The sequence below is a fragment of the Pseudomonas sp. B20 genome, assembly GCF_020515755.1.
GTDB lineage: Bacteria > Pseudomonadota > Gammaproteobacteria > Pseudomonadales > Pseudomonadaceae > Aquipseudomonas > Aquipseudomonas syringae.
In genome coordinates, this window is sequence record NZ_JAHPJG010000001.1 from 96792 (window position 1) to 119578 (window position 22787).

At 57.0% G+C, this 22787-nt stretch carries 8 protein-coding genes; 2 read left to right on the forward strand and 6 right to left on the reverse strand.

The annotated features are described in order from the left end of the window. Nucleotides 1-29 precede the first annotated feature (29 nt). The 5 genes from LIX91_RS00475 to LIX91_RS00495 all read right to left on the reverse strand — a co-directional run bounded on the left by LIX91_RS00475 (nt 30) and on the right by LIX91_RS00495 (nt 15107). Nucleotides 30-2897 carry an RHS repeat-associated core domain-containing protein gene (locus tag LIX91_RS00475; RefSeq protein WP_226487809.1) on the reverse strand — a complete coding sequence of 956 codons (2868 nt, stop codon included), beginning with the start codon at nt 2895-2897 and terminating at the stop codon, nt 30-32. Further along, a complete protein-coding gene (locus LIX91_RS00480) occupies nt 2890-7230 on the reverse strand; it encodes a SpvB/TcaC N-terminal domain-containing protein (RefSeq protein ID WP_226487810.1) in 4341 nt (1446 codons plus the stop codon). The genes LIX91_RS00475 and LIX91_RS00480 overlap by 8 nt, the downstream gene beginning before the upstream one ends. Before the next feature lie 19 nt (nt 7231-7249). After that, entirely contained in the window at nt 7250-10120 is a 2871-nt protein-coding gene (locus tag LIX91_RS00485) for a hypothetical protein (RefSeq protein ID WP_226487811.1), read from the reverse strand. A 218-nt stretch (nt 10121-10338) separates the two neighbouring features. Further along, nucleotides 10339-12102: a neuraminidase-like domain-containing protein gene (locus LIX91_RS00490; RefSeq protein ID WP_226487812.1), complete on the reverse strand. Its 1764-nt coding sequence runs from the start codon at nt 12100-12102 to the stop codon at nt 10339-10341. Nucleotides 12103-12143: 41 nt separating this feature from the next. After that, nucleotides 12144-15107 (reverse strand): Tc toxin subunit A, encoded by a 2964-nt coding sequence (locus LIX91_RS00495; RefSeq protein ID WP_226487813.1) that lies wholly within the window; start codon nt 15105-15107, stop codon nt 12144-12146. A 237-nt stretch (nt 15108-15344) separates the two neighbouring features. On the opposite strand from LIX91_RS00495, the gene LIX91_RS00500 reads away from it, so the two are divergent. Together LIX91_RS00500 and LIX91_RS00505 are read left to right on the forward strand one after the other, a co-directional pair. Then, nucleotides 15345-18161: an RHS repeat-associated core domain-containing protein gene (locus tag LIX91_RS00500; RefSeq protein WP_226487814.1), complete on the forward strand. Its 2817-nt coding sequence runs from the start codon at nt 15345-15347 to the stop codon at nt 18159-18161. An 88-nt stretch (nt 18162-18249) separates the two neighbouring features. Continuing rightward, nucleotides 18250-21072 carry an RHS repeat-associated core domain-containing protein gene (locus tag LIX91_RS00505; RefSeq protein ID WP_226487815.1) on the forward strand — a complete coding sequence of 941 codons (2823 nt, stop codon included), beginning with the start codon at nt 18250-18252 and terminating at the stop codon, nt 21070-21072. A gap of 47 nt (nt 21073-21119) precedes the next feature. Here LIX91_RS00505 and LIX91_RS00510 read toward each other — a convergent pair whose 3' ends face one another. Then, entirely contained in the window at nt 21120-22643 is a 1524-nt protein-coding gene (locus LIX91_RS00510; protein ID WP_003418683.1) for a fumarate hydratase, read from the reverse strand. Nucleotides 22644-22787 lie beyond the last annotated feature (144 nt).

Sequence of the window (22787 nt, forward strand, 5' to 3'; positions counted from 1 at the left end):
AGAGTTGATTTCACCGTCAGCAACAAGGATCACCCTGGAAAACTGGATTTATAAAAAGTCAGGAAGTTACCTATTCCTCGCCCAGGGTTGCCTCTGGCCGATTGATCCATGATGATTTCGCCTGAGCGGGAGACTATCCCCAGCGCCGCGCTATCGCCGCCGTCGAGATTGGCAGACCATCCGGGTGTGGCGTTCAGTTTGTCCAGCCTTACCATGATCTTCGCCCATTCCGGCATCGTGTAAGCTCTGGACTTCTGGGTTCTGCTTCCGCCTAACCCGACGGCCAGACGCGTTCTTGATGATCCGTCGAAAACAACCGGAAAGCTGATACCCGAACGTTGATTGGGCGTGTTGGCATGACCTAATTGGCCCGGCCCTGATGTGGCCGGTCCATATTGAAACCTTCCCTGCTCAAGATGGCTTTCGGTGAAAGCCACTTCTCCCCCGGTAGACAGCAGTGGTGCCGAGTGAAGAGTGGAGCCATCCCCCATCGTCAGCGCAACGTAATCTTGTTCGTAATGCCTTGGAATGCTGACAGATGCTTCCTCCTCGCCACCCATGAACAACTTCCCAACCGCGGCGTGTGTGGGATCTGATGGTGAGGCGTTACCTTTCAAGTTATAGAAGCCGCCATTTATGTATGCCAGGTGACTACTGCCAGGTACTTCTGCCTCTATATAAATAGAAGCGCCGGACGCGGACTTTATAGCGAAGGGGTAGCTGCCTCCTGAAACCTTGCTCTGGTAGGTAGAGTCGATGGACAGGTAAGTAAGTTCTCGCTGGCCTTTAAACGCTCTGGGCAACCCCATCCCTATTTGCGCGAAGGTTTCATTGGTGCCCTGGATACTCACGCCGATTATGCCTGGCGCGAGCGTTCTGACACTCACGTCGTTCGTATCCCTTTGCTCGCGCAGGGTATCCATCGCCGTCAACCAGCGCGCCCTGGCCTTTTGACTGTTCTGACCGTCGGGATCAAATAAGTTGAGTGGGTTGTTGCCAACAAAGCTGTACAGATTCAAACCATCCACATCCCCCGCCGGATCCGGATTGATCCACCGCTGCAGCCACGGCGCGTAGTACCTCAAGCCGTAGTAATAAAGCCCGCTGGCATCACGCTCCTTGCCTGAATAACGCACCGTCTTGTACTTGGCCTCCACGGCACTGCGCGCCGCCCACCAGGCCGTGCCGCCGAACGGGTAATAACTTTCCTGGCTGATGAGGCCGCCTTGCTGATCCAGCTCCAGCGTGGTGGAGCCCAGGTGATCGCTCAGGCTGTAACGTACCTGATCGTTGGTGATGGCGTAGGGTTTACCAGCTTGCCAATGCAGCACGCGGACACTGCTGCGCCCCGCCTGAGCGGTGATGACATGGAGGATTTCGCCATCGGCCGTAGTACGAATTTCCAACCCCGGCAGGTAGCGCACTTCGTTGATCAGCGTGCGACCTGATGCCTGAGCAGTACTTATCTTGCGGCAGCGCTGACCCTGGCCGTCATAGACATAACGCTCTTCATCGCTCGCTGCGTCTTTACGCTGCAGCAGAGTGACAAGAGCAAGTTGATTACGCACATCCCAGCCCATAAGCTGCCCGCGAACCAGTTGCAGCAGATTGCCGTTGGCATCAAAGCTCGTGGCGAAATCCACATCCCCGTCATCGTCGGGCAGGCTGCGATTGCTGTCCGGGGCAACGTGCATGTTGCGGGTGAAGTTGTGTGCGCCTTCGTGGCGCATTTGCAGCAGATTGCCCGCTGCGTCGTAGCTGTAATTCTGTTTGTAGTTGCTGACCTGGCAAGGATCGAGCGTCGGAACAGGTTGCAGACCGGGTAGCGCCGGACCATGGCTGGCCCCGTTCCTGACCTCACGCCCCGTGGTTTCGATCAACTGATACACCGTGTCGTAACGGTAATGGCTGATGGGTTCGATAAGCTGGTTGTCGCAATACCGGTCCGGTTGCGAGGCATCGTTGACCAGCAGGATATTGCCCACCGGGTCATAGCTGTAATTGAGTTGCTGCAGCAGCGTGCCGTCAGCAGAGATCGCGCTCAGCCCGGTCAGCCTGCCGTCCTGCTGATCATAGGTGTAAAGGCTGACTACGCCATTGCCCGCTGTTTCCTGTTCGACTTGATTGAATGCGTTGTAGCGAATCGCGCTGACCAGCGTGCGCGCATGCATGCTGTCGTTCAATATCAGGTCTGTGCTGTGCAGCTGTCCAGCCAGGTTATAAGTTGAAAGCTGGCTATTACCACTGGCATCAGTCTGCGTCAGCACTTCACCTTGTGCGTTGAAAACGCGACAGGTCTGAAGGACGGCCGGCTCCAGCAGCTCATTACGATCAGGCTCGGTTGATGGCCAGTCCGCTGCTTCTGCGGCGAGCAGGAAATGTCGTGTTTCGCTGAGTACCGAGCCATGCAGGCTGTAATCCTGCAGCAACCGCGAGCCCGCCGTATCGTCATGGCGGACCAGTTGATTGCACTGGTTGTGTCCTGCCGCATCTGTCTGGCCATAGGCGAACCGCTCCGCGCAGCGATTCTGTTCGATGATCCTTGTCGGGCGCAGCAGCAGGTCGTACTCGAGCTGCCTCTCGGTGCCGCGACCATCCCAGCCTTGCAAGACCTGGCCCGCCTCGCCGAACAGCGCAACTCGCCAGCCGGCATCGACACTCTCGGTGGCCAACGCGTTGCCGCCAAGGCTGTAGGCAGTGCTCCGGTTGGCGTCGGCCAGACGTGGGTCAGTGGCGGCGATCATTCTGCCTGCCGGGTCGAAACGCTGTCTGGTAACCCGCATTGCGGCGGCTTCTGCGGCTTCGGTTCGATGTAAGAGGACCTGGCGCACGACCAGCCCACGAACCTCGGAAACGAGCAGTTCCGGCGTATGGGAATGTACCGCGCTATTAACCACGCCCGGCTGCCTTTCTCGCGGTCAGCACTTCCTCGGCCGTATCGTTTTCGTCCTCACTGATGGTGTACCAGACCCGATAGGTCTGTCGGCGCATCCAGCCTTTGGCGGTGATTGTGATGGTCGGACGCCCCAGCGGGTCGTAGAACTGTTTGTCGACGATGTTTTGTGAGCGTATCGATGCGTCGTTCACATACAGATGACTGTTGGCGAAATACGGCCGGTAAACGCGCACCGCCAGGCCTTTATTGTTGTATTCCACACGTTCACTGACACGCCAGCGCGGTGATGCGTGAACAATTTTCGGCTTACCGTCGACCAGTTCGAGATTGCCCCATTCATCGACTGAATAGGCGTTTCCGTCCTCTACCTTTTGACGGGTTTGCAGCGTGCGACCGAAGCCGTCTATCGACGCCATGCTGACGCGGATCTGCCTGTCCAGGTCTTCCGGGTAGCGGTCTGCCGCGAGGGCCGCGGTGGCCAGCGGGATGTGGACCTGCCCCAAAGCCGTGTTGCCGTCGTAATAGAGCGCGCTGGCTTGCCTGCCCAGAGCGTATTCGGGTTGCAGCGCTACCTCGCCGGCAGAAGCCCAATAATGCCCGGCGCGATTGAGTGGAGGAAAACCGACTGCCTCACCCAGTTCCTTGCCGTAAAAGCTGGTTGCCCATACTCTGCCGAAGGCATCGTAATCAGCTTCCTGACTGTTCTGATTGGGGTCGATGATTCGTTTCGGTTGCAGCACACGATAATCGTATTCAGCGGTAGTGACGCAGCCTGCCGGGTCGGTGATGCGAATCGCGAACAGATGGTAGGCGTCGTATTCGACGAGACTCCAGCCGTGACTGCGCGTGGGCCTGAACTGAGTAGGATGAAAGAAGTGCTCCTGACCGGCGTAAGTGGCGAAGCCGCGTTTTACCGACCATAGATTCAGGCTGTCTGCTGGCAGAAAGCTTGGCATCTGCTGATAACCGATCTCGACGAGTTTTTCGGCCAGAGTGACGCTGTCCATGACCCGCTCGTAGGCGCTCAGTGCATGATCATCCAGTTCAGCGGTTTCAACGGCGTCAGCCAGCGCCTGAAAGGTCGCCTCGCCATCGCCGCAACCGATGTAGCGTTGCACCGACAGACTGGTGAGCGTACGTGGCAAGGTTGCGAAGGGCCCGGCCGGATCGGCGAACTGTTCATAGCTGATCTGCTCAGGCGTCAAGGCGCTTGCCGGAATGAGCATGGCGTCGCCGCGTGTGCGGTAAGGCAGCCCCAGACGCCAGCTCTGCGGGCTGTCCAGGTGGATTGCTTCGGCGTGCATTTCATTCAGGCAGGACTGTTGCTGGGCGTCGTCGTGCGACGCCTCCCACCATTGTTGCTGGTGAGGGTCCGCAAAGGGTGGCGCGTCACCCGGTTTCTTGCGCCGGGCATAGTTGACGCTGACTGAGTGGAGCGTCGAGCCGTAGCGGTCCCACGCCAGGTTCAGGCTGTGTTCGCACATCGGGTCCTCCAGCTCCTCGGCCTCGTAACGATAGGTGATGACTTCCAGGCTCAGCGGCAGCATCGACGCGTAGGGTCGATGTGCGCTCAATGCTTGCAGTTGGCGAACCAGGTAGCGGCAGGACTGGGTCGAATACAGCACTGTGGGACGTTGACTGGCGTCGAGTCCAAAGACTTCGCTGCGCAGTACCGAGCCGCTCAGCGCTCGCGCCATTTCCTGCAAGGTCGCGTCATCCGCGTCCGTTATTGGCAGCTCTGTCTGGGTTGCGGCGTCGAGTCGGGACAACACATGCTCGCCGGGCAAGCGTGCCAGTGGGTCGCTGCGGTCGTGGTCGGTGCAGGGTCTGGCAGGATAGCGTCCGGTGTGGAACCAGGTCTTGTTCAATACCGGAGCGGTAAAGTCTTCCTGATCCTGCGACGACGTTTCGGTGTCGGTCTGCAGGAGCAGGCCAAAGCCGCGAAACTCGCGTTCGCGAGGGTCATAGAAACCCTGCCGATAGCGGAACAACTGAGTCAGCATATTGCCAGTGACCTTGTCCTGCATGGTTTGCCTGACGACCACATGAACCGGGAACGGTAATTCCGAGACAGCAACGCTGCCTGCGGCCCGCAGCTCGTTTTTTTCGTCCAGCCATTCCTGCGCCGAACTGCGGTAGCTGACTTCGCCGGCAGCACCGAGATTGTTGTCCGAGGCCTTCAGCAAATAAGGTTTGCGCACCGAGCCGGCCCGGTCCGCCGCGTAGTAAAGGCTCCAGTGCCGTGGCGCCATGTGCGGTACGGTCAGTACCAGACTGGAGAAACCGAGGCCCAGCAGATCGACCGCACTGAACTGGCAGAACCGGTCATAACGCACGCCCTCCGGCCAGCGCTGATCGAAGGGCGCGGCCAGACCGTTGCCGCCCCGGTTCATGAAGACCTGAAAGCCATCGGTTTGCAGGTACAGCACGTCACTGGCACCTGAACCGTCCAGGTCGGCCAGCCGCACCAAGCTCGAATCAAAGGCTTCATAGGTGTAGGGCAGAGTGGCAAACAACTGGCCCTTGCCGAACCTGCCTCGGCCCAGGTTTGGCCAGACGCGGATTTCGTTGTGCCGGATACGGATCAGGTGTTGTTGCCCTGTGCCCAGCAGGTCACTGAACGCCACGAGTTCAGTGGAACTGTCGCTGAGCAATGGCAGGCGATCCTCGTCGTGAGGAATGTCCGTTGCTGCGGCGAATCCATCGGCTCGACGGTTGGCGTACAGGCGAACGCTGCGCGGCCCGATCAAGGCCAGATCCGACAACCCGTCGCCGACCAGATCCGCCATTTGGCCTTGCGGGTGGAAAAACTCTGCAGGAAAAGCCGAGAACGTGGCGTATTTCGACCAGCTTCGATCAGGGTTGAGGGTAAAGAATCCGGCCATTCCCGGCTGGGCGACTACCCAGTCCAGTCGCCCGTCGCCGGTCAGATCCGTGAGGGTCTGACGTACCGGTGTGGCTGAATCAGCCGTCGGGATGCGCGGTAACCATTCACTGGCTCCGTAGGCAACGGCGTCCGCTCCGCCAGCGGTATCACGGACCGGTTCGCGATAAAGCCAGGCCTTGTCGTCTCGGTACAGAATGCCGGGCAAGCCGTCGCCATAAAGATCGACCAACTGGTATTGCTGGCCGTCATTCAGGCCGGCCATGGGCTCCAGCGGCGTGTAGATACCCGACTCGAGACTGAAATCGGTGTATTGAAATTGCACAGGAGGTTGCTGATCGACGCGCCGCCAGTCCGTGCCATCCCATGCCTGCGAATGCGCCGCGCTCAGCAGGTTGTAGCCGAGCGTTGTCTGAAGGTGCTCCAGCAGCAGTCGCCGGGTCAGCAGCGGGGCTTCTCCGAGTTCATTCGGGAAGTGATGGAACATCAAAACCTGCCGGCACAGGCGCAGATTACCCAGCTCAAAACCATAGGCGAAACTTGAATGCGGATCACTGCGCACCGGCCAGGTAAATTGCTCGTCGTATTCGGGGGGCGGGTCACTGCGGGTGTCGCGCTGGTCATAGTCGAATATCAGGTCGAAATGCCACAGCAAACCGTCCAGCGAATCTTCCTGCCACAGGTAAAGTACGGGGTGCGCCTTGGCATTGCCGTAGCGAACCCGGCTCAGGTAGCGTTGGGCGCGGAAGTTTCTCGGGTGATCCTCCGTTAGGCCCTGATGGTCTTCGGGCTTGTATTCATAAAGGATGTGTTCGCCGACGGCATTCATGCTTTCATCCAGCAACCATTCGGCAACCCGATTCATGTCTGCCGGGTCGGCAATGCGCGACGAGGTCCTCCTGCCATAAAGGTTCAGGCTGCCGTCGGCGCCGTGGATCAGCCAGAAGCCGGGATCTGCAATGTCTACGCGCCAATGCTCGATGCGCGCAAAGGCCCCTTCGACTCGGCTGAAGTAACGCACCACCTGATAAGTCGCATTCAAATCATGGCCGTTGTAGCGGCTGACCTGAGTCGAAACCAGCGCGCCGTTGTCGTCACGTTCGGGCAGGCAGACATCGCCTCCGGGGCCGAAAATGAGGTCGTCGTCGGTGTAGATCGGTACGCCTTTGCTGGCACGACGCGCGACTTTGCTGGTGTTCAGGTTCCAGCCAAGTCCGAACACTCCGTTGCCGGAAGTGCTCTGATAACTCAGCGACAGGGCGGGTGCGTAACCGCGTCCCGGACTGATCGGCAGAGCGACTTCCAGTGACGCTGCGCCGCTGGTACCAACGGATCCCCAGCCCTTGCCGATGCTTTGAATCGCGCCACCGCCTTTGGGTAATGAAGGGGTGGCAACAGCCGGCTGGAGAGACTGCGGCGATTGATTCTGCGATTGCGATTGAGCTTCCATGACGCTTGCTCCCTGTCGGTTAACGACTTTTCGCCGTGTAGCGCATGTGCACGATGATGTCGGTGATCGAGTCGATCATGTTGCGCTGCGATGCCGGGTTGGAAAAACTCAGTGTCCAGCGCGATATCGCACCGGTGCCCTCAAACGGCAGATAGCGCTCATCGTCGAAGTTGAAAACGAACAAGCCGTCATCGTCCACGCCGGTAGACAAGGCGATCTGCTGGCTGGCACGCAGGTTTTCCTTGAGCGGCCCGTCAGGCTGGGCGTCCATCTGCACCGCGCTGTACGACTGTGTCAGGGTGGCGCGGATGTCCTGATAAGGCCCGACCGTGGCTGGCAACGACACACTGATGCGCTTGATGCGCCGCAGGTAGTGGTCCGGGTAATCCTCGTCAAGCATGGCTCGGGTGATTTCGAACTCGGCAATCCCGTCTTGCGCCAGGCGCTCGACCACTGCATCCCAGCCGTGATTGATCCCCGTATCATCTCTCTCTGCTTCTGGCAGCTGGCGCACCGAAACCGTTTTGACGATCTCCATTTTGCGCTCGTTGCGGGCCAGGTAAGCCGCGTCCATGCGCAGCAGATTCAGTTTCAGGGCCTCGCCAGCAGTCAGGCCGCGCCAGGCATCCTTCCAGGCTGCAGGCTGGATGAAGGAGGCCGAGTAGTCGGCAATTTCATACTGCCAGCAGGCTTGCGTTGCCAGGCACAGTGAGAACGTGGCGTCATAGGCCTGGTAGTAGAAGGTCGAGAACTGCCCATTGAGCCATTGATAGAGCTGGCTGTTGGTGAAGCGCTTGTTGAGAAATGCATAGACAGCCTCGGCCTGTTTTTTGGCTTCCTCAGCCTGACGCAGTTGTAATGCGGTAATGCGGGCCTGAGCATCGTGGACAGCCAGTTGCAAGGTGATCTGTTCGGACTCGAGCAAGGCCTGATCGCGCGCGTGTTCCCATTCCTGGAGGCGCCGACGGAACATTTCCGTGCGCTCCAGTGCATCGCTGACAGCTGCAGATCTTGCTGCGACGGCATGAGCGCCAGTTGCAACCATTTCCGGTATGCCTTCCAGCCGGAAGCCGCCTACGGCCCCTCCGGCTGCGGCACCTACGGCCATCCCGCCGGTTGCTCCGGCATGAACACCGGCGTGATTAGGCGCTACTTTCATAGCTGAAGCCACGATGCTGGCCGCACTGGCAGCGCTTTCTGCGATACGTGAAACAAGTTTTGCAGCACCCGCTGCGATTTCGACTGCGCTGACATTTTCATCCGCCAGCGTGCCGTAAAAGCGGGCCCTTGCATCAACGACCGCTTTGCTGGCCTCCAATGCCTTGCGTGCCTGAACTTCGACTTTTTGCGCCTCAAGCTGCAGGTCAATGGCGTACTGGGCGAACTCCCAGACCTGCTGCTGTTGCAGTTCCATCAACTGCCCTTGCTCCTTGCGCTCGATGATCGACAGCAAGGTGAAGCCGAACTGGATAAGGGTCTCCACGACCGCGCTGGCTCTGGCGAACATGACCGGGTAGCGATAGTGCGGTGTTTCCTGAGCCAGCAAACTCCCCGCACCGCCCTCGGTTGCGCCATTGGCGTAGGCTGCGAGCAGCGCCCGTGGGTCCAGCGGTGCGGCGAACAGCGGCAGCGACAGTGGCTTGCCGTCCAGGGTGAGGTTGTGGCGCAGGTTGTACAGGCGCGTTTCAAGCATGTCCCAGTATTTGACCAGCTCCGAATTCATCGGGAGGATGAAGTGATCGCTGTCTTCCTCGTTCAATGTCGGGTCGCTGCCGAAGGTGCTCAAGCGCAGGGACGGTTGGCTGAAACTGACAGTGGCTTTGCCATCGTTGACGGCGGCGCTGGCACGTACCTGTTGTTCCTGCTCGACAAGCTGCTGCTCGAAAGCCCGCAGTCCCGGACTGGTGGACGCTGCCAGATCGCCCAGTGCCATCGGCGTCCATTGGCTGGTCAGTTTCACATCCGGGCGCGGCCCGAGCAGATCGAGAATACGCACGTACCACAGCTTGGCTTCGCCCAGACTGTCGGGCGTCAATTGCCGATAGGCCATGTCGCCGCGGTCGATAAGGTTTTTGATGTAATGGAAATACACCGCTTTCTGATAGCGCACCGGGTCGCTTGCCGCGATGCCGTCCGGGTCGATAGGGGCGCGCAGAAAGTAATCCGGGTCCGGTATCTCCACCAGAGGTCGAACGTTCCAGTAAGCCGGTGCGTCGCCTGTTTTTTTACGGCCCGGGTCGAAGATGAACCCAAGCCAGCGTTCGGCATCGGTGAAGCGTTGTTCCAGGTTCAGGCGATGGGAAATCATGAACGGCAGATGCAGAAACAGCTCCCAGAAGTACAGGCCGTTGGCACCTTTGAAGTCCATCAGGTCAGCGATGGCGTCATCATCGATGGGCGGTTCCTGTAGCTGCTGGGTGTCCCAGGACAACAAGGCTTCGAGCGCAATGTTGGCCTTGTTGATCAACTCGCGGGCGAACAGCGTGTTCATGCGGATCGGGTCGCGGGTATCGATGGTGGAGTTGTCGCTGAACCGAATGCTGGAGGCGGAGAAATCGATGTATTCGGCGATCCCCAGAATGGCGTTGATGCGTTTGCTGATTTTGGGCGCGATAGGGTCGCCCCCATCAGCGGTTGTCCACTCCAGCTCTATTTCGGTGGATTTGAGGGCGTTACCGATCCAGGCAGGGGGAACTAGCGTGTTTACGGCAAAGCCGTGGGTGATGTAAAACTTTTTCGATCCGCTGATGAATTGGGTTTGCGGAAGATTTGGCAGAAGCGTGGATTTATCGAATGTAATGATTGTTTCGTAAAGGCTCGGTGCTGTAATGCTGCTGGTCGGAGGTCGTGCGGTCAGCTGCTTTTGCGAGTTGTTGTGGGGGACGTTCATATCCAATGGGTAACTGAACGATTGGGCGAAAGAAAGCGTGTCAGTGTAGTGAGGCCCTACGTGTGCAGAGGGATACAGATTATATGAAGTTTCGCCTTGTATAAGTGCTATGAGTGCCGAGGCTATGACCTCCGGGTCGGTTGCCGCCAAAGACATTAGCTCGACAGCGCCCACCTTCAGTTTGCCGCCTCTAAGGTTCCAGTCGGTGGTATATCGTTCTATACGGTAATAACTATTGTGTTGGTTGCGAAGGAAAGTGGTACTTGAGGGGGGGCGGCTACAGCGCTATACAGGTTCAGCGACAGGTCGCCCCAATAGCCTGCGGTCGATTCGATTTTTAAGCTTGAGCCGTTCTGTAATATAAAATTTTCATGGTAGAGGTCGAGATCGTAGGGTGTCGTTATGAACTCAAACGTCCACTGGCTGGCTGGCTCAGTCAATATGAGTGTGGTTTTAGTAGTACCATTAATTAGGATGTCCTTGTTTATTGCAGTGCTTAATTTTATTGTGGAGTTTTCAAGGTCCAGGCGGGGTGCATAGACACCGGTCATCTGGGCTATTGCTTCCTGATGGTCTTGGTAGTCCCACCAGGTGTCGCCATCGTTTGGAGATGTTGTCAGGGATGGTTTTAGCCTGATATACAAGCTCCACGTAAACTGAAAATTACCCTTGTTCTTTAAAGCAAATGCCCAGCAGGTCTTGCGCACGCGAGGTTGCTCCAGACCCAGGTCTGCCTTGTCGGAAACGGCGTCTACGTAGTTCGCAACTGGAAAAGCTGGCGTTTTGTTGAAATTCTTGTCGATAAAGGCCGTGTGCAGAAAGGCATACGTCGACGTTGAGCCATCGGTGTCACCAAGCGTCAGCGCTTCACCCGCATACATGGCGATAAACAGCGATTCCGGGGAGGCCGATACATCGAAGATCGCAATACTGTTCAGGTCGTTCTCAAGGTTGACTGCCTTGCCTGCCCGGGTGAAGACATTGGGTGTTGTCACGTCCATGTAGATTTGTGGCGCACTCCAGGAGTCGTCATATTTTTTATAGGAAATATTCAACACCAGACGCACATTGGGTGTGATTACCGTCAATGGCGCGATGTCAGCCGGTGGGGTGATGGGGATACTGCCATCGGCGCCTGGCTTAACCGTACCTTCGCGCAGCGTAACCGCTACCTGTTCGGTCACGTGAACCAGGTCCACCCACGTCACAAACAACCGGTTGTTGAAATACACCGGGCGAATGGTTCTTTCCAGTGTATTGGCATTGATGCCGATCTCGGCCCGCTTCCAGTCGGACCAGGCACCGGGTGTCGGGTTATCGTATTTCGGCCCTTCAGTCCCTTCTTTGTAGGCGCGCTCATTCATGTCTACGGTGCGCCAATAATAAATATTCTCGGCGCGCGACTTGCCGATAAAGTAATACTTGCCTTCTGCGAATCGGTCGCTGTCGATGTAGCCGTTGATGATCGTCAGGTTGGCGACTTCTTCAAAACTGGCCAGGTAGGCTTTTACCGCATCTTGCGCCGTGTCGATATTGATCCTGTTCTGATTGATATCGTTTTCCAGTTGCGTGAAGTAGCCGGACTTCTTCAAGCGCAATGCCGGAGAAATATAGATTTCCGGATACAGTGCCAATTGCATATTGGCCGCCCAGATCGGGTATTGACTGCTGCGTTCACGCCACTCGACAAAGCGCGCTTCGGTCGGCAGCAGCATTTCATAGCCCGGCTCCATGCCCAGTAACGTGCCATTGATGAGCTGCTGCAGGCTGCTCATTGCCGATGCGACATAACTGGTCTGGACTTCATTGCTGACCTGATTGTCGAGCAGAAAAAACTCATACAGGTCATTGGCGGTTTTCAAGCGCTGGTCCAGGCCCAGGCGCTTCAGCATAGGGTCGTTGGGTACGACCTCACTCAGATAGTAAGCCACCAGCGCATCGCGGAAGGATTCGTTGAGCCGGCTTTCAAGGGTATCGGACATGATCAGGCCTCCATGGCATTGAACAGGTTAATGCTCACGGCTTAACGGTTGGCGGCTATCACGGCTTCGCCTACGGACTTCCAGTGCGAGGCCGTGCTGGTCGCTGTCAGGTCAGTAGCCGACAGTAATTGTCTTGCCGAAAGGCCGGTGACGTCACTGGCGCTGTGCATCCGGCTTAACCAGTCCACCTCGTGCATGCTGGAAGCGATACGATCTGACCCGGTCAGCAATTCGTTTGCGGCCAGCACTTCAGATGACGTCCAGCCTGTCAGTGACGCCAGCCGCGCAGCACATTGTGTAGCGTCTCGCTGCGGGTCATTGGCTTGCTTGAAATACTCGAGCAGCGCTTCTTCCGGGTAACCGCAGTGGTCGCGCCAGTTGCTGTAACGGTCGAGCAAATACAGACTGTTCGGTGAGAGATAAAACTGGCCTTCTGAGCCTGCGTACAGCCAGCTTGGATTGATCAAAAAAGTGCGCAGTGCCCGGGCGCTCAGCCCCAGTTGCTGGCTGACTTCTGAATAGCGAATCAGCGTCGAGAGTGTCTGAATGACGCCATTATCCCAAAGTAACGCAGCGAGAAACTTGCTTACGTCGCTGCCTGCCCAGCGTATCACCGGCTCGCAACGGTCCGGCGGCAAACCGGTGAGGGTCAGCAACAGCTCTTCCACCAGCCGATGCTGATTCCGATAGCCGTTCAATACGAACGTTGCAAGTCTGGCTTCGACTTCGCTTGCAAGGGGTTCCGCGATGGCTATGGCGGACAAGCGTTCATGCAGGGTGCGGCGGATGCTGACCGCGGGTTCCTCGTGCAGCGGCTGAGTCCTGACCAGCCCTGATTCGTCGATCAGGTAAGAGAGGATTAACCACCAATTGATGGTGTTGTTTTGGTCATCCTTGCTTGGCAAATCAAGGGATGCCAGCTGGTCGCTGTTCACTACAGCCAGGCGCGCATCATTGGTTAATTGCTCAAGCTGAACAGTCAGTTCCTGCGTGACTATTGTTTCGGTCATGTCCCAGCCTGCCTGACGTCGCAGTGTGGTGACGTCTCGATCAGACGCTTCGAGCCATGTGACTGCCCAGTCCAGTTGCATCAGGATATCGAGCACGTCCGGTTCGCTGTCGTCGAGTTGACCTGAGACCACCTTTTTCCGAAAAGACAGAGAACCTAGCAGGTCGATCAATGCCCGGCATTGCGCAGTGGTCAGACCGAACATCGAAGCAATGCGGGCTTGGCGGTACAGCGAAGAGATCATGCTGACGTTGAGTCTGAAGTCAGTGGGCGCGTTGCCAATCAGTTCGCGAACATCGATGGCCAGTTGCCTCAGGCCCTCATGAGTGCTGGATAAATGCAAGGCTCGGCTCAATTGAGCGCGAGCTTTGACGTGCTCGCTACTGTCCTGATCGAGGTCGAGAATCGACCTATCCAGCACCAGCGGGGTATCGAACAATGCCGGGTTGTTGAATACCCGGTCGAACATCGGCAAGCGTCCGTCGTTTGCCTCGCCGGGCATCTGGTGAACAAAGGCTGCAAACTCATCAGGCGCGAGGCCGTAACGTTTGTTCAGATACCGATAGGTTCCCAGTGCGCGCAACGTATTTACCGTCAACACCATCTGAGGGTTCACGGCGCCTTCGGAGCGAATGACGGCCATGACCAACGTGTCCAGCGCTGTAAAAGGAATGCCCGTCCAGCGCTGCAGACGGATCATGCGTTGCAGGCGGTCGAAGCGGTCCACGCTGGTGTTGACCAGCCGCTCAATGCCGTATTCATCCTTGTTCAGAGCCATTGCCGGCTGAGTGGTCGGGCCATTGACGTAGCCAGCTCCGAATCGAGCCTTGATTGCTGTCAGGCTTGCCTCGCGTGGGGAGTCTTCATCCGCGGTGTGTCCCGCTGACAGGATGTTGGGAGAGGCATAGGCCGTGTGGCTGCCGATGGCAAGAAGGGCTTCGACTCCGTCGCTGTCTAGACCCGTCTTCTCCAGAAAGACGTTCAGATTATTCAAAGGATTGCTGGCGTCGTCGACGTAATCAACGTTGTATTTCGTTTTGAAGAACTGACGGGTCAGGTCTGCTGACGTGTCGGCGTTTGCCTGACTGGATAAGGCCGGTTCAAGCACGATTGCCTGTTGCTCTGGGCCTGCTCCGCTCATCAGTACCTGTGCAATGGCACTGGAGTGCTGCACTTTTCCATAGTCATTGCCGTACCTTGACGTGGTTGGAACTTCAAGGCTGACGCGGTAACTCAGCTCGCCTAGCGTTGGTTTCTTCCCGTCAAGCCCAAGGCTGATCTGTTGAAAGTGAAAGTTGTAAGGAAACTGAAACGGGTGTTGTTTTTCGGCCACCAATTGGTAAATAGATTTGTCCTTGTCTTCAGGCACCGTGTCCACGTAGGCGTTGATGGCTTTACTTAACACCTGATTGACGATATGCAGCGTAGGCACTGGCGTGAAGGTGCTTTGTTGATCGATCAACAGATCCTTGAGGTCAGGCCGTCGTTCATCGAGCTTGATTCGGCTCGGTTCCGCCACGCTGCCTTCCAGCTGTTCCAGCGCAAAGCGGTACAAGGACGTCAGGTACGCCACGGGTGAATCCTTGGCCTCGATTGCACCCACCTTGCAAAACAGATCCCAGTTCTCCTTGAACAGATTAGGGAAGCCAGGCCCGATGTCTACCAGCGAACGCACGCCGGTGCGCCGCGTCAGCTGTTGGGTTCGGCCTGAGGACAGCAGTTGATTGCGATACAGGCGCACGATCTGGGTGGCGTAACAGCGAGCGTTTTCATAGGCGAGCGCTGCATCAGCATCACTGATACGTGAGAGTTCGTGAACAAAAGCGCTTTTGGAGCGCCGTACGATATCGAACACTGAATGGATGTTCAGTTTTTCCATCGCGTTGATGAACGGTAACGTGTCATCGCCATGTTCGTGCGTGTCGTTCCCGGTTCGGGCCAGGTTGCGTAGAAGGGAGAAGGGTTGCTCGGTCATGTCCGGCGCTCCAGTGGTCATGACACAGCCTTGTTTAGCATGGCGCTCGCGTCTAGCTGACAAAAGTGTCAGTCAACCATCAACAACACCAAGAATTTCCCGGCAAAACAAAGCATTAGCGCCCGACGCTGGAGGTATATTCATTGGCGATTGACTGCCCAAAGGTTATGCCTATTGGTTCTTGACCAAACAGCGTGCGTCCGTTTGTCTGCTGTTATGGTTGAAGGGCGTCACTAACGGCGGATAGAGGTTTCAAGGATGAACTCGATCATGCACACCAACACGCCGCAATTGGCGGTCAGCGATTCACGAGGCCTGCCGGTACGCAGTGTGCAGTTCTATCGTGGCGCTGATGGTCAGCCTGTTGAAGCCAGGGTGACGCAGCACTATTTCGACAAGGCCGGGCGACTGATCGCCAGTCGCGATCCACGTTTTTCCTGTCGTTCGAAAGATGGTGTCTGCGCGCCTGTGAACCTTATGCAAATCGTCAGCTTGTCCGGGGCTTTGCTGTTATCGAAAAGTGTCGATTCAGGTTGGCGGGTGAGCCTGAACGGCGAAGCCGGGCAGTTAGTCGACAGCTGTGACGGACGTGACAACCCGCGCCATATCGAATACGACAGGCTGTTGCGCCCTTTGGCGATCAACGAATCAGGCCGAATGACCGAGCGCTTCACTTATGGCGGGCCTGCCACTGCTGAGCATAACCAGTGCAATCAACTGATTCGCCATGACGATACGGCAGGCTCGCGCTTGCTGCTGGACTATGGACTGTCGGGTAGCGCGTTGAGCGAAAAAAGGTACTTTCTGCAGTCGCCCGACAGCCCGGACTGGCCACTTGCCGAGCCTGATCGTGATGCACTGCTCGAGCCCGTCGGCCTGCAGACGCGCTGGGCTTTCAACGCGCAGGGCGAGGACCTGGCGCAGACTGACGCCAACGGTAATGTCCATCGTTTCAGTCATGGTGTGGCTGGGCAACTGCACGCTGTTGAACTGACCCAGGCCAATACGACACAGCCCCAAACGCTGGTCAGTGCCATTCACTACGACGCGTTCAATCAGGTCGAGCAGGAGACGGCAGGAAATGGCGTGGTCAGTCGCTATTTATATGATCAACAGGACGGTCGTCTGACTGAACTCAGGGCGCTATCTGCTGACGGTTCAGTGCTGCAAAAACTGAAGTACAGTCATGACCGGGTGGGCAATATCCTGCTCGTCAACGATGCCTCGCAACCAGACCGATATTGCGACAACCAGCTTATCGAACCGATCAGCCGTTACCGTTACGACACGTTGTATCAGTTGATCGAAGCCACGGGTCGGGAGGTCAGAAATGGGGCCAGCCATGGTCCCGCGTTGCCCGGGCTGCAACCTCTGCCAGCGCTTGATCCATGCCAGGTCAGCAACTACAAACAGAATTACAGCTACGACGCAGCGGGCAATCTGCTGCAAATGCGCCACGAAGGCGCGCACAACTTCACCCGCAACATGCACGTTGATCCCGACAGCAATCGCAGCCTGCCCGACGATGAAGGAGAAGTGGATTTCGCTACGAGTTTTGATGCCAACGGCAATCTGCTGCAACTGGTTCGCGGGCAGGTTATGGGCTGGGATGTGCGTAATCAGTTGCAGCACATCACCACTGTGCAACGTGAAGACGGGTCGAACGATGACGAACGCTATGTCTATGACGGCCAGGGTCAACGTTGTCGCAAGATAAGTACTGCTCAGGCGTCAGGCCGCACGCTGATCAACGAAGTGCGCTACCTGCCGGGGCTGGAAATCCGGACCACAGCCGATGGCGAAATTCTCCACGTTGTTACCGCTCAGGCGGGTCGTAACAGTGTGCGGGTGTTGCACTGGGACGCTGGAAAGCCGGGCGCTATTGAGAACGATCAGGTGCGTTACAGCCTGGGTGATCATCTGGGCTCGAGCACGCTGGAGCTGGATCAGCAAGGTGGCCTGATCAGCCAGGAAAGTTATTATCCGTTCGGCGGCACGGCCTGGTGGGCGGCGCGTAGTGCAGTGGAGGCCAAGTACAAGACCGTGCGTTATTCGGGTAAAGAGCGTGACGCCAGCGGGCTTTATTATTACGGCTTCAGGTATTACGCGCCGTGGTTGCAGCGGTGGATCAATCCGGACCCGGCGGGGGATGTGGATGGGTTGAATTTTTATGCAATGGTTCGGAATAATCCGGCAGTTAGCGTGGACCCCTCTGGGCTCGCCGGCGACTATCGTGGACGGCGAGACAGTGTCGAGCGTGAAGTGTTACTTGATACCCGCATTCTTGCACGTGGTAGAAGCGAAATATCAAGGCTTCCAGACACTGAAAGTAATTATATGGACAAGGCTTTTAAGCTCGCTCACCTTGCCTTTGATGAAAGCTCAACAATTCTCGCCGCTCCGGGGTTGGCGGACATGCCTGAAATGCTGGTGAGTTATGTGTTGGGGGACAGCGTCAAGGAGAGGCTTGGCGAGGTGGTTGAAACATACACTGCGACGGCGGCCATGCTGAAAGAATATGATGAAGGAGGGGAGCAGTACAATCAGATTGCTGTGATGAAAAGCTATCCAGGGACGGATGCATTTATTGACCTCGAAGATCAGCATAAACGCATATTCATAGTAGAAGACTTTTTAAAGCATCATGTGGCGGGCACATCAATCACACTGGGGCATGAAGTGTCCCACATCGTCCGCGACAACGAAATTCTTGATTTCGGGTACCTGACTCCCGGCTTACGGGATGAAAAGGAAGCCGCTATAAGTGAGGAGCGCTACCTGACGCACCTTGAGGGCGGGCTTCAGTCGGCGATGGAATATTCTTATGGTCAAAAAAATCCGCACATGTTTCGAAGCGTCGAGCGCATGATGCAAAAGAATGTGCTAGGTACCGAGAGAGCCATGGAACTTTTCAAGGTCAAGAGCATGCAGGACCTGAAAGTCGAGCGTTTGAGCGATCCCGGAGTACGAACCAATCTATTGATGAACAATGCAGACAGCTTGGCAATGTTAAGTTTCATGCTTGCGGAGTCGGCTGTGAAAGGCCGTCTGAGAAGCTGGGGTGCATTGGTATAATGCCGGCAGTGGGCAAGGCTGACAGTTTTTATAGCGGCACGCCCATAGCCGGGAATAAGGTCATATCAAACTTTCATGGATGAAGGTCATGAGTTCGATTGTGCACAGCAATACGCCAATACTGGCGGTCATTGACCCGCGTGCGCTGGCCGTGCGTAGCGTGCAGTTCTGTCGAACTGTGGCCGGGCAGCCTCTTGCCGCGCGGGTGACCCATCAGCGCTATGACTGGGCAGGGCGTCCGGTTGTCGGTCGTGATCCGCGTCTGTTCAGTCGCTCGGAAACCGAAGCGCAGACCCCGGCAAATCGGCTGGTCAGGTTCAGTCTGTCCGGAGCGGCCTTGCTGAGCGAAAGCGTCGACTCGGGTTGGCGACTGAACCTGATGGGCGAGGCCGGGCAGTTGCTTGAAAGCCGGGACGGGCGAGGCACTCAGCGCTTGATGGAATACGACAGTTCGCTGCGCCCGGTCTCTGTGACAGAGCAAGGGCTTGTCGTCGAACGCCTGGCCTATGGTGGTCCCGACGCCGCTGAGCATAACCAGTGCAATCAACTGATTCGCCATGACGATACGGCAGGCTCGCGTTTGCTGCATGATTACGGCCTGCTTGGCGCTGCGCTGGGTGAGGAACGGCATTTTTTGCAAGCGCCTGAAAGTCCGGACTGGCCGCTGCCCGAAGCAGAGCGCGATGCGTTGCTTGAGCCTGTCGGGCTGCAAACCCGCTGGGGTTTCAATGCGCTGGGCGAAGTGCTCGTGCAGACCGATGCCATGGGCAACACGCAGGCCTTTGGCATGACCGTTGCTGGGCAGTTGAAAGCTGCTGAACTGACATTGGCCGGTGCCGCACAGTCGCAGACGCTGGTCAGTGAAATACGTTACAACGCGCTTGACCAGGTCGAACAGGAAACGGCGGGCAATGGTGTTGTCAGTCATTTCCAATATGATCCGCAGGACAGTCGGCTCGCTGCACTCAACGCGATGGCGGCAGATGGCGCGCTATTACAAAAGCTGATTTACAGCTATGACCCGGTTGGTAATGTTCTGGTGGTCAACGATGCGTCCCAACCAGACCGCTATTGCGACAACCAGCTTATAGAACCGATCAGTCGCTTCGGGTACGACACGCTGTATCAACTGATCGAAGCCAGCGGCCGTGAAGTCAGAAACGGTGCCAGCCATGGTCCCGCGTTGCCGGGCCTGCAATCTCTGCCGACGGATGATCCGTGTCAGGTCAGCAACTACACACAGCGTTACAGCTACGACGCTGCGGGTAATCTGCTGCAAATGCGCCACGAAGGCGCGCACAACTTCACCCGCAACATGCACGTTGATGCCGACAGCAATCGCAGCCTGCCCGACGATGAAGGAGAAGTTGATTTCGCCACAAGTTTCGACGCCAACGGCAACCTGTTGCAACTCGTGCGTGGGCAGACCATGAGCTGGGATGTGCGTAATCAGTTGCAGCACATCACCACTGTGCAACGTGAAGACGAACCGAACGATGACGAACGCTATGTCTATGACGGCCAGGGTCAACGCTGCCGCAAGATCAGTACCGCGCAGGCATCAGGTCGCACACTGACCAACGAGGTGCGCTACCTGCCGGGGCTGGAAATTCGTACCACGGCCGATGGAGAAACTCTCCACGTCGTTACGGCTCAGGCGGGTCGCAACAGCGTGCGGGTGTTGCATTGGGAAGCTGGGAAACCAGATTCCATTACGAACGATCAGGTGCGTTACAGCCTGGGTGATCATCTGGGCTCAAGCACGCTGGAGCTTGATCAGCAAGGCGGTCTGATCAGTCAGGAAAGTTATTACCCCTTTGGCGGCACGGCCTGGTGGGCGGCGCGTAGTGCAGTGGAGGCCAAGTACAAGACCGTGCGTTATTCGGGTAAAGAGCGTGACGCCAGCGGGCTTTATTATTACGGGTTCAGGTATTACGCGCCGTGGTTGCAGCGGTGGATCAATCCGGACCCGGCAGGGGATGTGGATGGGTTGAATCTGTACAGGATGGTCAGAAATAATCCGCTTGTTTACGTTGATGCGAAGGGCCAGCAACCTGAACCTGTTCCAAAAACTATTCACCAGATCTGGATAGGTGAAAACAAGAAGGCCTTGAGAGCTCAGGTTAGCAATATCAACAGAACCGTTGAAATGGCCTCGGGCTATAAAGTAATGTTGCATCTGGAAACGAGCAGGCCGGATAGTTACTCTGAAATCGAAAAAGATTTGAAATCGGAAGTCGTCCCGCTCGCTGGGTCCGATTTTTTCCAGCGCTTCAAGGAGCAGCCGCTTTACGTAGCTTATGAAGATTTCCGAAAAAACAATCAGAATTACGCATTCGCGGTAGACGTTTTACGTATGCATACCGTTCATGAATTGGGCGGAATTTATTCAGACGTTGATGATGTTTATGCCGGCGCAGATACCGAGGATATGACGCCGTTGGGAGATCAATCACTGCTTGCTGAGCAGAACGAAGTTCTAACACTGAACCCGGTTCATGTGCCTTGGGAATCTGAATATTCGGTTGACAGTTTCATGGTTAATAATAGCTCTTTTGCCGCTCATGCCGGTGCTGGCGTATTACACGATATGATGGACGAAGGTGTCAAACGGTATAACAGTGCTTTAAACAGCGGGCTCTATCCAGATCCCATGGGGCTGTCGGGGATCGGCTTTAATTTAATTTGGAACGATGATGCAGACGCAAGGGTGCGAGTATTGTCAAACATCGTAGGCCCTGGTCTGTTTACAGACGTAATAGGCCGATCTGATCAAGAGTACGGAGACTTACTGGATCATTTTAGAGCTTACGTTTTTGACGACGCCCCTTTTACAGCTGACGAACAAATGATGAGGAAAATGCCGTTGAACGCCTATATACGGAGCGGCGCGGCGCAAACCTGGCGCTGACCATAACCGATAAAACCCGCCTCAATGAGACGGGTTTTATCCGGTGTTTACTGCACTTCCACCGCCAGACTGTCGCTGATCTTCTTCTGCCAGATCTGCGGGCCGGTGATGTGAACGGATTCACCGGTGCTGTCGACGGCAACGGTCACCGGCATGTCCTTGACCTCGAACTCGTAGATCGCTTCCATGCCCAGCTCGGCGAACGCCACGACGCGGGATTTCTTGATCGCCTGAGCCACCAGATAGGCAGCACCACCAACGGCCATCAGGTATACGGCCTTGTGGTCACGGATCGCTTCGATCGCGGTCGGGCCGCGTTCGGACTTGCCGATCATGCCCAGCAAACCGGTCTGATCGAGGATCTGCCGGGTAAACTTGTCCATTCGCGTGGCCGTGGTCGGGCCGGCCGGGCCGACGACTTCTTCGCGTACCGGATCAACCGGGCCGACGTAGTAGATGAAGCGACCCTTGAGGTCCACCGGCAGGGTTTCGCCCCTGTTGAGCATTTCGACCATGCGCTTGTGCGCCGCGTCGCGGCCGGTGAGCATCTTGCCATTGAGCAAAACGGTTTCGCCCGGTTTCCAGCTTTGTACTTCTTCCGGGGTCAGCGTATCGAGGTTGACGCGGCGGGCCGATGGGCCGGCTTCCCAGACGATTTCCGGGTAGGCGTCCAGCGATGGAGCCTCCAGCGAAGCAGGGCCGCTGCCGTCGAGCACGAAATGTGCGTGGCGGGTGGCGGCGCAGTTGGGGATCATGCACACCGGCAGCGACGCGGCGTGGGTCGGGTAATCCATGATCTTGACGTCGAGCACGGTGGTCAGGCCGCCCAGCCCCTGAGCGCCAATGCCCAGTTGGTTGACCTTCTCGAACAGCTCCAGACGCATCTCTTCGATACGGTTCTGCGGGCCGCGGGCCTTCAGTTCATGAATGTCGATGGACTCCATCAACACTTCCTTGGCCATGACCGCGGCTTTTTCTGCGGTGCCGCCGATACCTATGCCGAGCATGCCTGGCGGGCACCAGCCTGCGCCCATGGTCGGAACGGTTTTCAGAACCCAGTCGACGATCGAGTCGGAAGGGTTGAGCATCGCCATCTTCGATTTGTTTTCCGAACCGCCGCCTTTTGCCGCGACGTCCACTTCCACGGTGTTACCCGGGACGATGGAGTAGTGAATGACGGCCGGGGTGTTGTCCTTGGTGTTTTTGCGAGCGCCTGCCGGATCGGCAAGGATCGAGGCACGCAGCACGTTTTCCGGCAGGTTGTACGCGCGGCGCACGCCTTCGTTGATCATGTCGTCCAGGCCCATGGTGGCGCCGTCCCAGCGAACATCCATCCCCACGCGCACGAAAACCGTGACGATGCCGGTGTCCTGGCAGATCGGGCGATGACCGGTCGCGCACATGCGCGAGTTGATCAGGATCTGGGCGATGGAGTCACGAGCGGCAGGCGACTCTTCACGCAGATACGCCTCGTGCATGGCCTGGATGAAGTCTACGGGGTGGTAATAGGAAATGAACTGCAGTGCGTCTGCAACGCTCTGAATCAGGTCGTCTTGCTTGATCACGGTCATGCGGCGCGCTCCTCTGTAAGGACGGGAACATTCAATTACGCTATCGGCGGCAGTCTGGAACTGCGGCTTGAACCAGAGCTGTCAGGGTGGCGATAGCGGGCGCAAAAAGGCGCGGCAGTATAACCCGCCCGACAGGCCAGTCTG

What these genes read in the sequence shown, in the direction of transcription:
- LIX91_RS00495 (WP_226487813.1), bottom strand. Translation starts at nt 15,107, where the DNA reads ATGACCACTGGAGCGCCGGACATGACCGAGCAACCCTTCTCCCTTCTA.
- LIX91_RS00480 (WP_226487810.1), bottom strand. Translation starts at nt 7,230, where the DNA reads ATGGAAGCTCAATCGCAATCGCAGAATCAATCGCCGCAGTCTCTCCAG.
- LIX91_RS00490 (WP_226487812.1), bottom strand. Translation starts at nt 12,102, where the DNA reads ATGTCCGATACCCTTGAAAGCCGGCTCAACGAATCCTTCCGCGATGCG.
- LIX91_RS00510 (WP_003418683.1), bottom strand. Translation starts at nt 22,643, where the DNA reads ATGACCGTGATCAAGCAAGACGACCTGATTCAGAGCGTTGCAGACGCA.
- LIX91_RS00505 (WP_226487815.1), top strand. Translation starts at nt 18,250, where the DNA reads ATGAGTTCGATTGTGCACAGCAATACGCCAATACTGGCGGTCATTGAC.
- LIX91_RS00485 (WP_226487811.1), bottom strand. Translation starts at nt 10,120, where the DNA reads ATGAACGTCCCCCACAACAACTCGCAAAAGCAGCTGACCGCACGACCT.
- LIX91_RS00500 (WP_226487814.1), top strand. Translation starts at nt 15,345, where the DNA reads ATGAACTCGATCATGCACACCAACACGCCGCAATTGGCGGTCAGCGAT.